The 13,331-nt window shown below is 58.7% G+C and carries 12 protein-coding genes; 9 read left to right on the forward strand and 3 right to left on the reverse strand.

The features are described from left to right. Nucleotides 1-81 precede the first annotated feature (81 nt). The 4 genes from DTA24_RS22785 to lpdA are packed head-to-tail and all read left to right on the forward strand — an operon-like array spanning nucleotide 82 to nucleotide 4,998. Nucleotides 82-1,041: a thiamine pyrophosphate-dependent dehydrogenase E1 component subunit alpha gene (locus tag DTA24_RS22785; protein WP_002889884.1), complete on the forward strand. Its 960-nt coding sequence runs from the start codon at nucleotides 82-84 to the stop codon at nucleotides 1,039-1,041. Nucleotides 1,042-1,052: 11 nt separating this feature from the next. Beyond that, on the forward strand, nucleotides 1,053-2,072 hold the full coding sequence (locus tag DTA24_RS22790; RefSeq protein ID WP_002889881.1) for an alpha-ketoacid dehydrogenase subunit beta: 1,020 nt from the start codon (nucleotides 1,053-1,055) through the stop codon (nucleotides 2,070-2,072). Nucleotides 2,073-2,075: 3 nt separating this feature from the next. After that, nucleotides 2,076-3,611: a 2-oxo acid dehydrogenase subunit E2 gene (locus tag DTA24_RS22795; protein WP_039102882.1), complete on the forward strand. Its 1,536-nt coding sequence runs from the start codon at nucleotides 2,076-2,078 to the stop codon at nucleotides 3,609-3,611. Continuing rightward, on the forward strand, nucleotides 3,601-4,998 hold the full coding sequence (gene lpdA, locus DTA24_RS22800) for a dihydrolipoyl dehydrogenase (RefSeq protein ID WP_039102881.1): 1,398 nt from the start codon (nucleotides 3,601-3,603) through the stop codon (nucleotides 4,996-4,998). The genes DTA24_RS22795 and lpdA overlap by 11 nt, the downstream gene beginning before the upstream one ends. Before the next feature lie 341 nt (nucleotides 4,999-5,339). Here the strand turns inward: lpdA and DTA24_RS22805 are convergent, their stop codons facing one another. Continuing rightward, nucleotides 5,340-5,804, reverse strand: a complete 465-nt coding sequence (locus tag DTA24_RS22805) for an HNH endonuclease (RefSeq protein ID WP_004191854.1) — start codon at nucleotides 5,802-5,804, stop codon at nucleotides 5,340-5,342. A 217-nt stretch (nucleotides 5,805-6,021) separates the two neighbouring features. Here DTA24_RS22805 and DTA24_RS22810 point away from each other — a divergent pair, with 217 nt between their 5' ends. Beyond that, complete coding sequence (locus tag DTA24_RS22810; RefSeq protein ID WP_044650055.1) at nucleotides 6,022-6,660, forward strand: glutathione S-transferase family protein; 639 nt, start codon at nucleotides 6,022-6,024, stop codon at nucleotides 6,658-6,660. A 40-nt stretch (nucleotides 6,661-6,700) separates the two neighbouring features. Here DTA24_RS22810 and DTA24_RS22815 read toward each other — a convergent pair whose 3' ends face one another. Further along, complete coding sequence (locus tag DTA24_RS22815) at nucleotides 6,701-7,450, reverse strand: SAM-dependent methyltransferase (RefSeq protein ID WP_123837073.1); 750 nt, start codon at nucleotides 7,448-7,450, stop codon at nucleotides 6,701-6,703. A gap of 57 nt (nucleotides 7,451-7,507) precedes the next feature. Continuing rightward, nucleotides 7,508-7,765 carry a YjhX family toxin gene (locus DTA24_RS22820; RefSeq protein ID WP_008805277.1) on the reverse strand — a complete coding sequence of 86 codons (258 nt, stop codon included), beginning with the start codon at nucleotides 7,763-7,765 and terminating at the stop codon, nucleotides 7,508-7,510. 461 nt (nucleotides 7,766-8,226) lie between these two features. Here DTA24_RS22820 and glaH point away from each other — a divergent pair, with 461 nt between their 5' ends. The 4 genes from glaH to gabT are packed head-to-tail and all read left to right on the forward strand — an operon-like array spanning nucleotide 8,227 to nucleotide 13,268. Beyond that, nucleotides 8,227-9,204 carry a glutarate dioxygenase GlaH gene (gene glaH / locus DTA24_RS22825; protein ID WP_012542782.1) on the forward strand — a complete coding sequence of 326 codons (978 nt, stop codon included), beginning with the start codon at nucleotides 8,227-8,229 and terminating at the stop codon, nucleotides 9,202-9,204. A 27-nt stretch (nucleotides 9,205-9,231) separates the two neighbouring features. Beyond that, nucleotides 9,232-10,500, forward strand: coding sequence for an L-2-hydroxyglutarate oxidase (lhgO, locus tag DTA24_RS22830; protein ID WP_039102878.1), 1,269 nt, complete (start codon nucleotides 9,232-9,234; stop codon nucleotides 10,498-10,500). A 23-nt stretch (nucleotides 10,501-10,523) separates the two neighbouring features. Then, nucleotides 10,524-11,972 carry an NADP-dependent succinate-semialdehyde dehydrogenase gene (gene gabD, locus DTA24_RS22835; protein WP_048267472.1) on the forward strand — a complete coding sequence of 483 codons (1,449 nt, stop codon included), beginning with the start codon at nucleotides 10,524-10,526 and terminating at the stop codon, nucleotides 11,970-11,972. A gap of 12 nt (nucleotides 11,973-11,984) precedes the next feature. Further along, nucleotides 11,985-13,268 (forward strand): 4-aminobutyrate--2-oxoglutarate transaminase, encoded by a 1,284-nt coding sequence (gene gabT / locus DTA24_RS22840; protein ID WP_008805274.1) that lies wholly within the window; start codon nucleotides 11,985-11,987, stop codon nucleotides 13,266-13,268. The last annotated feature ends 63 nt before the right edge of the window (nucleotides 13,269-13,331 follow it).

Here is a 13,331-nt window from a genome sequence, read left to right on the forward strand (position 1 = left end):
TTCATTGCATGGGTGTGGCCAGGGTTATTCGCCCTGTCTGTTGGCCCCGCCTGGGTGACCTTTATTGAGGAGAATTAAACGATGCTCAGCAAACAGGCGTTATTGCAGGCTTACCGCAAGATGCGGGAGATCAGGACCTTTGAAGAGCGGTTGCATCAGGAAAATACCAGCGGTGATATTCCGGGCTTCATTCACCTTTATACCGGTGAGGAGGCCATCGCGGTGGGGGTCTGCGAAAATTTAACGAGCGCAGATTTCATTGGTTCAACACACCGTGGACATGGCCACTGTATTGCTAAAGGTTGTGACATTCACGGCATGATGGCCGAAATATTCGGTAAGGACAGCGGGTTATGTCGCGGTAAGGGTGGCTCGATGCACATTGCCGATCTGTCGAAAGGAATGCTGGGGGCGAACGCTATCGTTGGGGGGGCCCCTCCACTGGCCATCGGCGCCGCGCTAACGGCAAAAACGCTAAAAACCGGCAACGTCGGTGTCTCTTTTACGGGCGATGGGGGTTCTAATCAGGGCCTGGTCTTTGAAGCCATCAATATGGCCGTCGTGCTCCAGCTTCCAGCCGTCTTTATTTTCGAGAACAACGGTTACGGCGAAGGGACCGGCCATGACTACGCCGTGGGTGGGCGTGATATCGCCCGGCGCGCCGCTGGCTTCGGCCTGCCGGCAGTGACCGTCGATGGCACCGATTTCTTTGCCGTTTATGAGGCAACCTCAGAGGCGGTCAAGCGTGCGCGAGAAGGCGGTGGCCCAAGCGTCATTGAGGCCAAAGCCTTCCGCTGGCATGGTCATTTTGAGGGCGATCCCGCGCTATACCGCGCGGAAGGTGAAGTGCAACGCCTGCGTGAACAACATGATCCGCTGAAGATTTTCACCGCTAAGGTCAAGCAACATATCACCCAGGAAGAACTGGCGGCGATTGACGAGGAAGTAGAAGCCCTGGTCAACGATGCCGTATTGAAGGCCCGCGCCGCTGCCTACCCGGCTCCGGAAGACCTGCTGACAGACGTGTACGTCTCATACTGAGGGTGATAACCATGACAATAAAAACCTATCGTGAAGCGGTCAAGGAAGCCCTGGCTCAGGAAATGGAACGCGATGAACGCGTAGTGCTCATCGGTGAAGACTTGCGTGGCGGTCATGGCGGAAATGCGCCCGAAGAGGCGAAGATTGAAGCCTTTGGCGGTGTGCTGGGTGTCACTAAAGGGCTGTGGACGCAGTTCGGCTCCGATCGGGTGATCGACACGCCCATTACCGAGTCAGCCATCATCGGTATGGCGGCCGGCGCCGCAGCGACGGGGCTGCGGCCGGTCGCGGAACTGATGTTCATGGATTTTTTTGGTGTGAGCCACGATGCACTGTATAACCAGGCGGCTAAGTTCCGCTACATGTTTGGTGGCAAAGCCAGAGCTCCGCTGGTGATGCGAGGGATGATCGGCGCGGGGTTTTCTGCCGCAGCCCAGCATTCACAGTCACCCTATAATATCTTTGCCACCACGCCTGGACTGAAAGTGGTGGTGCCCTCGACGCCTTATGACGTCAAGGGTCTGTTAATCCAGTCCATTCGCGACGACGACCCGGTGGTATTCTGCGAGCATAAAATGCTGTACGACCTCAAGGGCGAGGTACCGGACGAGATCTATACCATCCCGCTAGGTGTAGCCAACTACACGCGCGAAGGAGAGGATGTCACCATCATTGCGTTGTCGGCAATGGTACATAAAGCAAACCAGGTGGCGGACAAACTGGCCAGAGAGGGGATCTCGGTCGAGGTGGTCGACCCGCGAACCATTTCGCCGCTGGATGAGGAAGGTATTCTGGAATCGGTGGCTTCCACGGGGCGGGTAGTGATAGTCGACGAATCTGCTGCACGCTTCGGTTTTGCTCATGATGTCGCGGCGCTGATTGCGTCTCAGGCATTCCATTTCCTCAAAGCGCCCGTTCTGCTGGTGACGCCGCCACACACGCCGGTCCCGTTCTCCCCTGCTCTCGAAAAACTCTGGATCCCTGGCGTTGAACGTATCGAAGCCGCCGTCCGTCAAGTGCTGGAGGATTAACCTATGAGCGAAATCAAGACGCTTGAAATGCCAAAGTGGGGGCTTTCCATGGAGGAAGGCTTGCTCGCTCGATGGGCAATCCAGGAGGGTGACGATTTCACCAGAGGGCAGGAAATCTGTGAGATTGAAACCAGTAAAATCGTCAATGTGCTGGAGGCACCTTTTGCCGGTACATTACGCCGGATAATCGCCCGGGAGGGTGAGACGCTTCAGGTTGGCGCCGTGCTGGCTCTGGTGGCTGACGCTTCGGTCAGCGATGCTGAACTGGACGAATTCGCTGCCAGTCTGGCTACAGTGAAACCCGCAGCACCTGGCCCGGAGGCTGCCGCGCCGGACGTAGCGGCACAGGCAGGCGCTAAGCCACCTTCCGTTGTTTCGCCGCCATCCAACAGTCCGGAGCCCCCTATTGGGCAGACCGTCATTCCCGTCAGTCTGCAAGGCGTGACTGATGTGACTCAGGTTAATGCCACGCCCCATGCGTTACGACTGTCTGCCCGCTGGGGTGTCGACCTGAAAAAGGTCCGCGGCAGCGGGCGCGGGGAACGTATCTCTGTTTCTGATCTGGAAAGCGCGATCGTTGCCGCCGGCGGTCGCCTGGCCTCTCCGACGCCCCCCGTTCGTCGCAGCAAAGCGCCCCGCTCGCATGCCGATGATAGCCAGGTATCGGCCACCCCGCTGGCGCGCCGTCTGGCCGGTAAGCTGGGTATCAACTTGCATGACTGCCGAAGCAGCGGTTCACGCGGTCGGGTGAGTCGCGATGATGTGCTGGCTGCGGCGTTGTTGCTCGAAGGGCACCCGCCGGTCAGCCCTGTGCAGGAGAGTGCCCCGACACCCTTTGAGAGCATCCCCATGTCCGGTATGCGGCGGGCTATCGCTTCTCGCTTGCAAACCTCCAAGCAACAGTCTCCCCATTTCCGTTTGAGTGTCGAACTCGATCTGGAACGACTGTTAGCGTTTCGTCAGGAAATTAACCGCGAAGTACCCGGCGTCAAGATTTCGGTTAACGACCTGCTGGTGAAGGCTTGTGCCCTGGCGCTGGTGGCCGTGCCAGACGTCAACATCCAGTTTGATGAAGCGACACAAAGTATCCGCCGCTTTGCAGATGCCGATATTTCAGTGGCTGTTGCGCTGCCTGACGGGCTAATTACCCCCATTGTTCGCTCGGCGAACCGGAAATCGATCAGCGACATATCGGCCGAAATTCACGCCCTGGTGACCAGGGCCAAAGCGGGCACGCTGAAGCCGGAAGAGTTCCAGGGGGGAACCTTTAGCGTGTCAAATCTGGGGATGCTCGGCATCCGGCAGTTTGACGCCATCATCAATCCACCGCAAAGCGCAATCCTCGCCATTGGCACCGGCGAGATGCGGGCGGTAGTACGCGACGGGCAAATCGTCGCGCGCCACCAACTGACGGTATCGCTATCCTGCGATCACCGGGTCATCGATGGGGCGGCAGGTGCAGCTTTTCTCCAGGAACTCAAGCGACTGACTGAAACCCCAACCCTGATGTTTATCCAGGAGACGAGCTATGCACGATAATTACGATGTGCTGATCATCGGCGGGGGTCCTGGGGGGTATGTGGCCGCCATCCGTGCCGGCCAGCTAGGTCTTCGTACCGCCTTAGTGGAAAAACAACATCTGGGCGGCATCTGCCTGAACTGGGGATGCATTCCAACCAAGGCGCTGTTGCATGGCGCTGAGGTCGCGCACAGTATCACCCATGCCAGTCAGCTGGGTATCAGCGTGGGTGAGGTGAATGTCGATCTGCAGAAACTGGTGCAGTTTAGCCGTGCCGTTTCGCAACAGCTCACCGGCGGGGTTGAGTACCTGTTGAAGAAAAATGGCGTGAGGGTGATTGATGGCACCGCGCGGCTGCGCGGTAAGGGACAAATAACGGTAGCGGATGCCCGGGGGGAAGCGCACGATTACCGGGCCGATCACGTGATCCTGGCCACGGGCGCCCGACCACGCGCATTACCAGGCATAGAGCCAGATGGCGAATATATCTGGACCTATTACGAGGCACTACAGCCTAAGCGATTGCCCAGGTCGCTATTAATCATCGGTTCAGGCGCGATTGGCGTCGAGTTCGCCAGCCTTTATAACGATCTGGGCTGTAAAGTGACGCTGGTCGAGCTAGCGTCGCAGATTTTGCCCGTGGAAGATGCCGAAGTGTCAGCGGCGGTGCGTAAGTCATTCGAAAAGCGCGGGATTCAGGTCCATACCCAGACCCAGGTAACGCAAGTACAGCTCACCGATACCGGGGTACGCTGTACAATGAAAAATACGAGCGCCGAATCTTTCCTGGAAGTCGAACGCGTGCTGCTGGCGGTTGGCGTACAGCCGAATATTGAAGATCTGGGGCTGGAAGCACTGGGCGTCGAGTTAGACCGCGGTTTTATCAAGACGGATGCGGCTTGTCGCACTAACGTATTTGGGCTTTATGCCATCGGCGATGTAGCCGGCCCGCCGTGTCTGGCGCACAAGGCCAGCCACGAAGGCGTGATCTGCATTGAGACACTGGCTGGTGTCGAAGGCACCCACCCGCTTGATCGCGACTATGTGCCCGGTTGCACTTATTCCCGGCCTCAGGTTGCCAGTCTGGGCCTGACGGAATCGACGGCCCTGGCCAGAGGACGACCCGTCAGGATCGGTAAGTTCTCTTATCAGAGCAATGGTAAGGCGCTGGCCAGCGGCGAGACGGAGGGTTTTGTGAAGACTATTTTCGATGCTGAAACCGGCGAGTTGCTGGGCGCGCATATGGTTGGCGCACAGGTCACGGAACAGATCCAGGGGTTTGGCATCGCCCGTCACCTGGAGGCCACAGATGAAAGTCTCCTGTCGATGATCTTTGCGCATCCGACACTTTCCGAAGCGATGCATGAGTCAATCCTCGCGGCCTGCGACCAACCGTTGCATCAATAAAAAATAAGGGAGGCGATAGCGTCGTGATACGGAGTAAGTTGCCCGTTATCCCTCCTGTATTTTCCTTAAACGTTCGATAAGGTAACAGCCCGTCGTTAGGTAAGTATCCCGCATCATTGATCTCCAGCCACTGGCAGTCATCTCACTTTATTGAAAATGAGCAGGACTAACGCAAGGCAAATGGCGCTACCGACAAATGCGGTGATGAAGGAATTCACCAATGAGCTGCTGTAACGAAATAAAAGCGTCATTGCGGATTCATTCCGTCAAGACTTGCTTATTTGTTCGTTACGAACATTTTAATACCAGGGGAATTGCACATAGCCGCTAACCTGTCCTTATTATTGCCACGCAACCTCATCTCTGTTGCCCTTACTGACGTTGCACTCGTTGCACATGATTTGCAGATTGGCAATATCGAGGGCTAAATGCGGGTAAAGAGAACGCGGTTTTATATGATCAACGTGCATCACCATCCCGTCACTGGCGCCGCGCCCGCATACGCAACATTTATTGCCGTAGCGCTGGAACGCCTGGTAACGTAAACGCCGCCACTCTCTTGAGCGGTAGAATGTCTCAGCCTCTTTAGCAGCTTGCTGCCGCTGCGCCTGCTCACGTCGGAACTGTTCGAATAAAACGACATGCCCTTCAGCTTTAGGGTAATTTCCCCAGGCATCCGTCGCTGGTGTCGTGTCGGGCTTCTCCTGTACCTTCACCGAGTCTTGAGGATAGAGTTTGCTCGTAACCTTTTGTACCAGCTTGAAAAGTATCCATACGACTACGGCCAGAATAACTAACGTTTCCACTCCCTCGCCTTATTCTCGTTCAAAGATGATTGCTGCATTATTTTATACAAGCGCCATATTGATGGTCATTATACCTTTGTAGGGATGAATTCGCGTTATCGCAAGGGGATAACATGCGTCCCCACACCATATACACCGCTATACCACCCATCTTTTCCCCCTCACGTTTCAACCCAACCTGCTATGCTCCTTCTTTCCCTGTTCTCTGGAGATCTCAATGCTGACCATCTGGGGCCGAAAAACCTCCTCTAACGTGCAGGCGCTGATGTGGTGTGTTGGCGAGCTTGGGCTGGACTATCTCCGGTTCGACGTGGGGCATCGCTATGGTGGTACCGACAGCGAGGCGTTTTATCAGCTCAATCCCAATCGCACGGTGCCAGTGCTGCAGGATGGCGATAATCCGCCGCTGTGGGAAACGGGCGCGATCCTTCGCTATTTAGCCAATCGCTACGCCGATGACGCCTTCTGGCCGGGCGATCTGCTGGCCCGCACTGAGGTTGATCGCTGGGCCGAGTGGTCAAAGCAGAATATTGCCCTCGGCTTTACGGCGCCGGTGTTCTGGCGCGTGGTGCGCACGCCTGCCGCCGAGCGGGATCCGCAGGCCATCGCCGCGGCGGTGATGGCCATGGAGCAAAAGCTGGCGATTGCCGAGACGCGTCTCGCCGGCAGCCGCTATCTGGTGGGCGATACGTTCACCCTGGCCGACATCCAGTTTGGCCATGTGCTGTACCGCTACTTTGCCATCGATATCACCCGTCGTCCCCTCCCCCATCTGGCGGCTTACTATGCACGGCTAACCGAACGGCCTGCCTTTCGCCGGCACGTCATGGTCAGCTACGACGAACTGAAGGTCTGAAGATGGTCGGTAGCGCCTCCTGACGCTACCGACATACCGGTTAACGCGCCATCAGGACAAACACGCCCCAGTCGAGATATTCCCGGGTCCAGGTGACATGGTGCAGCGGCGCGGTGGTCAACTGCTGGCGAACCTCCGGCGCGAAGTCATCGTGCGGATTGGCCTCCAGCCAGCGGCGCATCGTCAGCCATTTCGCCGCTTCATAACGATCCCAGCCCTCCTGGTCGGCCAGCACCATCTCCACCACGTCATAGCCCAGTTCACCAAAGTGGGCGACCAGCGCCGGCAGCGTCAGGAAGTCATCGGGAGTCTGCGCGCCGCAGGCAACCGCCTCTTCCGCCGTGGCCGGACGTTTACGCCACCATGGCTCGCCGATCAGCAGCATGCCGCCGGGCCGCAGGCTCTGCTTCAGCAGCGCAATCGTGCCGGCCACCCCGCCGCCGATCCACGTGGCCCCCACGCAGGCGGCAATATCGCACGGCTGGCTGGCGACGTATCCGCTGGCATCCTGATGCACAAAGGTTACCCGGTCGCTTACCCCGAGCGCTTCTGCACGGGCGGTCGCCTGCTGGCTGAACAGCAGGCTCATGTCCACGCCGGTGCCGACGATCTGATGATCGCGCGCCCAGCTACAGAGCATCTCGCCGGAGCCGCTGCCAAGGTCAAGAATAGCGGTGCCCGGCGCCATCCGCAGCGCCCGTCCCAGGGTGGCGTACTTTTCCGGGGTAAAAGGGTTATGAATACGGTGTTCGCTTTCACTGATAGTAAAAATGCGAGGGATATCGATCATGGATGTTTCTCCTTGAGAGCCATACGCCCGGGCAGCGACACTGCCCGGGTCGCTGTATCAGCGGTTGTCCGCCTGCGCGCGAACGTTATTCAAACCAGTGGTGTTGATCCGGTACGGCTGGCCGTTCACCGACTTAATCAGCTTTTTGGTTTTGAGCTTTTTGAAGACCGCGAGGGTGCAGTCGTTCAGCAACAGCCCTTCACGGGTGTAGCATTCGACGGCGGTAATGCGGCCGGAGGTATCGCGGACGTGCGCAATACGGCCACCTTTGGCGAGAACGTGTAAGGTCCGTTGTTCCTGACGGGATAAATTCATACTGAAACCTGTTCATTATCATATGCGAAAACATGCCTACACCCGCAGGTGTGTGCGTAAGGTTTAAGCGCAGCGATAATCAGTCCGGCCTGGGCAGGTCGGGGAACTGATTATCTGATAATGACATTCTCCAGCATCGAAGCCTCGGTAAGCATTGAAAGGTATTAACGCGCTGAATACTAACACCCTCAGTTCATAAGGGTATGGCGCTGATTAAAAACTGTGACCGGTATTACGATTTACCCTCAGCCTCCCCCGCATTTTGCGCTTTCCGCCACCCGCTCTGTTCCTCAAGATTAACCACCACCTTATCTCCCTCCCGCATTGTTAAATAATTGTTGTCAGATCACAAAATAGAAACAAAAAGGCCATTTCGTACGCATTTTATAAAAATGTAGATATTTTTAATTTATGGCTACGAAATGAACATCACCCTGACCTTACAGCGAGGAACGATCCTGATGAACGCCCTGACCGCAGTAAAACCGACACCCGCGCCGTTAGCCCAGCCATATCCGGGCTTTTCCATTGCCCCTTCCGCACAGTCGCCGCGCCTGCTGGAGCTCACCTTTTCCGCCGAAACAACCACGCAGTTCCTGCAGCAGGTCGCGCAGTGGCCGGTGCAGGCGCTGGAGTACAAATCTTTCTTACGCTTCCAGGTCGGCAAGATCCTCGACGATCTGTGCGGCAATCAGCTGCAGCCGTTGCTGATCAAAACATTGCTCGATCGTGCGGAAGGCGCGCTGCTGATCAACGGCGAAGGGATCGATAACGTCAGCCAGGCCGAGGAGATGGTCAAGCTGGCCACCGCCGTCGCCCATCTGATTGGCCGTTCCAACTTCGACGCCATGAGCGGTCAGTATTACGCTCGCTTTGTGGTGAAAAATGTCGATAACTCCGACAGCTACCTGCGCCAGCCGCACCGGGTGATGGAGCTGCACAACGACGGCACCTACGTCGAAGAGCAAACCGACTACGTGTTAATGATGAAGATCGACGAGCAGAACATGCAGGGCGGTAATTCCCTGCTGCTGCATCTCGACGACTGGGAGCATCTCGACGAATTTTTCCGCGACCCGCTGGCTCGCCGCCCAATGCGCTGGGCCGCGCCGCCGAGCAAAAACGTCAGCAAGGATGTTTTCCACCCGGTGTTCGACGTCGATTCGCTGGGCCGTCCGGTAATGCGCTATATCGACCAGTTCGTCCAGCCGAAAGATTTTGAAGAAGGCACCTGGCTGAGCCGCCTTTCCGACGCGCTGGAAACCAGCAAAAACATCCTTTCAATACCGGTGCCGGTGGGCAAATTCCTGCTGATTAACAACCTGTTCTGGCTGCACGGCCGCGACCGGTTTACGCCGCACCCGGACCTGCGCCGCGAACTGATGCGCCAGCGCGGCTACTTTGCGTATTCCACGAATCATTACCAGACTCATCAATAAGGGTTCTCAGGCGAAGGAATTGAGCGGATGTATGATTTCGTGATTATCGGCGGCGGCATCATCGGCATGTCGACCGCCATGCAGTTAATTGAGATTTACCCGGACGCCCGCATTGCGCTGCTGGAAAAAGAGACCGGTCCGGCCTGCCATCAGACTGGCCACAACAGCGGCGTGATCCACGCCGGGGTGTATTACACCCCCGGCAGCCTCAAGGCGCAGTTTTGCCTCGCCGGCAACCGCGCCACCAAGGCCTTTTGCGAGCAGAACGGCATCCGCTATGACGTCTGCGGCAAAATGCTGGTCGCCACCTCGCCGCTGGAGATGGAGCGGATGCGCGCCCTGTGGGATCGCACCGCCGCCAACGGCCTGCAGCGCGAGTGGCTAAGCGCCGGGGAGCTACGCGAGCGCGAACCGAACATTACCGGGCTCGGCGGGATCTTCGTCCCTTCCAGCGGCATCGTCAGCTACCGCGACGTGGCGGCGGCAATGGCGAAGATCTTCGAATCAAAAGGCGGAACGATCGTCTACGACGCCGAAGTCAGCGCCCTGAAAGAACATGCCAGCGGCGTGGTGATCCGCACCCGCCAGGGCGCCGAATATGAGGCCTCCACGCTGATCGCCTGTTCGGGCTTGATGGCCGATCGGCTGGTAAAAATGCTCGGCGTCGATCCCGGGTTTATCATCTGTCCGTTCCGCGGCGAGTATTTCCAGCTGGCGCCGCAGCACAACCAGATCGTCAACCATCTGATCTATCCGATCCCCGATCCGGCGATGCCGTTCCTCGGCGTCCACCTGACCCGCATGATCGACGGCAGCGTCACCGTCGGCCCCAACGCCGTGCTGGCTCTGAAGCGCGAAGGCTACCGCAAGCGCGATATCTCGCTGGCCGATACCCTGGAGATCCTCACCTCGCCCGGCATCCGCCGGGTACTGCAAAACAACCTGCGCTCCGGACTGGGCGAAATGAAGAATTCGCTGTGCAGAAGCGGCTATCTGCGGCTGGTGCAGAAATACTGCCCGAGCCTGACGCTGAGCGATTTACGCCCGTGGCCCGCCGGCGTGCGGGCGCAGGCGGTATCGCCGCAGGGCAAACTGATCGACGATTTTCTCTTCGTCACCACCGCGCGTTCGATACATACCTGCAATGCGCCATCGCCGGCGGCCACCTCCGCTATCCCGATCGGCGCGCACATCGTCAGCAAGGTGCAGACCCTGCTGGAAAGCCAGAGCAATCCCGGACGCACGCTGCGTGCGGCACGTAGCGTGGAGACACTACACGCCGCTTTTACCCGTTAACCCCCTTAAGACAGGAAGCGATTATGCAACTCAACGATATGACACTGTTTCGCCAGCAGGCGCTGATCGATGGTCAGTGGCGCGATGCGCCCAACGGCGATGTGATTGCGGTGACCAACCCGGCCAACGGCGAGCAGCTCGGCAGTGTGCCGAAAATGGGCGCCGACGAAACCCGCGAAGCAATTGAAGCCGCCAATCGCGCCCTTCCCGCCTGGCGTGCCCTGACCGCCAAAGAGCGGGCGAATATTCTGCGCCGCTGGTTCGATCTTATGATGGAGAATCAGGACGATCTCGCCCGCCTGATGACCCTTGAGCAGGGAAAACCGCTGGCGGAAGCCAAAGGCGAAATCAGCTACGCCGCCTCCTTTATTGAGTGGTTCGCCGAAGAAGGTAAGCGCATTTACGGCGATACCATTCCCGGCCATCAGGCCGACAAGCGCCTGCTGGTGATTAAGCAGCCCATCGGCGTTACCGCCGCCATCACCCCGTGGAACTTCCCGGCGGCGATGATCACCCGCAAAGCGGGCCCGGCGCTGGCCGCCGGCTGCACCATGGTCCTGAAACCGGCCAGCCAGACGCCGTTTTCAGCGCTGGCGCTGGCCGAACTGGCCAATCGCGCCGGGATCCCCGCCGGGGTGTTCAACGTGGTCACCGGTTCCGCCGGGGCCGTCGGCGGCGAACTGACCAGCAACCCGCTGGTGCGCAAGCTCTCCTTTACCGGCTCGACCGAGATTGGCCGCCAGCTGATGGAGCAGTGCGCGAAAGACATCAAAAAAGTCTCCCTGGAGCTGGGCGGCAACGCGCCGTTTATCGTCTTTGATGATGCCGACCTTGATAAAGCCGTCGAAGGGGCGCTGGCGTCGAAGTTCCGCAACGCCGGGCAGACCTGCGTCTGCGCCAACCGACTGTACGTCCAGGACGGGGTGTATGACCGTTTCGCTGAAAAACTGCAGCAGGCGGTGGAAAAACTGCGCATCGGCGACGGCCTGCAGGATGGCGTCACCACCGGCCCGCTGATCGACGAGAAAGCCGTCACCAAAGTTGAAGAACATATTGCCGACGCCATCGCCAAAGGCGCGAAAGTCGTCACCGGCGGCAAACCGCACGCCCTGGGCGGCAACTTCTTCCAGCCGACCATCCTGGTCAACGTTCCCGACAGCGCCAAAGTGGCGAAAGAGGAGACCTTCGGCCCGCTGGCGCCGCTGTTCCGCTTTAAGGATGAAGCCGACGTCATTGCCCAGGCCAACGATACCGAGTTCGGCCTCGCCGCCTATTTCTACGCCCGCGATCTGAGCCGCGTCTTCCGCGTCGGCGAAGCGCTGGAGTACGGCATCATCGGCATCAACACCGGCATTATCTCCACCGAAGTCGCCCCGTTCGGCGGCGTCAAGGCCTCAGGCCTCGGCCGCGAAGGGTCGAAGTACGGTATCGAAGACTACTTAGAAATCAAATACATGTGTATTGGCCTTTAACAGGAGCGATGGATGAACAGCAATAAAGCAATGATGGCGCGTCGCAGCGATGCGGTCCCGCGCGGCGTCGGCCAGATCCACCCTATCTTCGCCGAACGCGCAGAGAACTGCCGGGTGTGGGACGTCGAAGGCCGGGAATATCTCGATTTTGCCGGCGGTATCGCGGTGCTCAATACCGGCCATCTGCATCCGCAGGTTGTCGCCGCCGTCGAAGACCAGCTGAAAAAGTTGTCGCATACCTGCTTTCAGGTACTGGCCTACGAGCCTTACCTGGCGCTGTGCGAAAAGATGAACCAGAAGGTGCCCGGTGATTTCGCCAAGAAAACCCTGCTGGTCACCACCGGGTCGGAAGCGGTGGAGAACGCGGTGAAAATCGCCCGCGCGGCAACCGGGCGCAGCGGCGCCATCGCCTTCACCGGCGCCTATCACGGCCGTACCCATTACACCCTGTCGCTAACCGGGAAAGTGAACCCGTACTCCGCCGGTATGGGGTTAATGCCGGGCCACGTCTATCGCGCCCTCTACCCGTGCGCGCTGCACGGCGTCAGTGATGACGAGGCGATCGCCAGCATCCATCGCATCTTCAAAAACGATGCCGCGCCGGAAGATATCGCCGCCATCATTATCGAGCCGGTGCAGGGTGAAGGCGGATTCTATGCCGCCTCCCCGGCCTTTATGCAGCGCCTGCGCGCCCTGTGCGACGAGCACGGCATTATGCTCATCGCCGATGAGGTCCAGAGCGGCGCGGGCCGTACCGGCACGCTGTTCGCCATGGAGCAGATGGGCGTGGCGGCGGATATCACCACCTTCGCCAAATCCATCGCCGGCGGTTTCCCGCTGGCGGGCGTCACCGGGCGGGCGGAGGTGATGGATGCCATCGCCCCCGGCGGACTCGGCGGCACCTACGCTGGCAACCCCATCGCCTGCGCCGCCGCCCTGGCGGTATTACAGATTTTCGAGCAGGAGAACCTGCTGGAAAAAGCCAACCAGCTTGGCGACACCCTGCGCCAGGGCCTGCTGGCGATTGCAGAAGATCATCCGGAGATCGGTGACGTTCGCGGCCTGGGGGCGATGATCGCCATTGAGCTGTTTGAAGAGGGCGACCGCAGCAAGCCTAACGCCAGACTGACGGCGGATATCGTCGCCCGCGCCCGCGACAAAGGCCTGATCCTGCTCTCCTGCGGGCCGTACTACAACGTGCTGCGCATCCTGGTGCCGCTGACCATTGAAGAGGCGCAGATCGAGCAGGGTCTCAAGATCATCGCCGACTGCTTTACCGAGGCGAAACAGGCATAGAACAGAACACATGCGGAAGCGAAGTACGTTCGTAAGGGAATGAAGACGAGACCTGCAAAACAA

The sequence above is a fragment of the Klebsiella sp. P1CD1 genome, from assembly GCF_003790505.1.
In the GTDB taxonomy this organism is placed as follows: domain Bacteria; phylum Pseudomonadota; class Gammaproteobacteria; order Enterobacterales; family Enterobacteriaceae; genus Klebsiella; species Klebsiella variicola.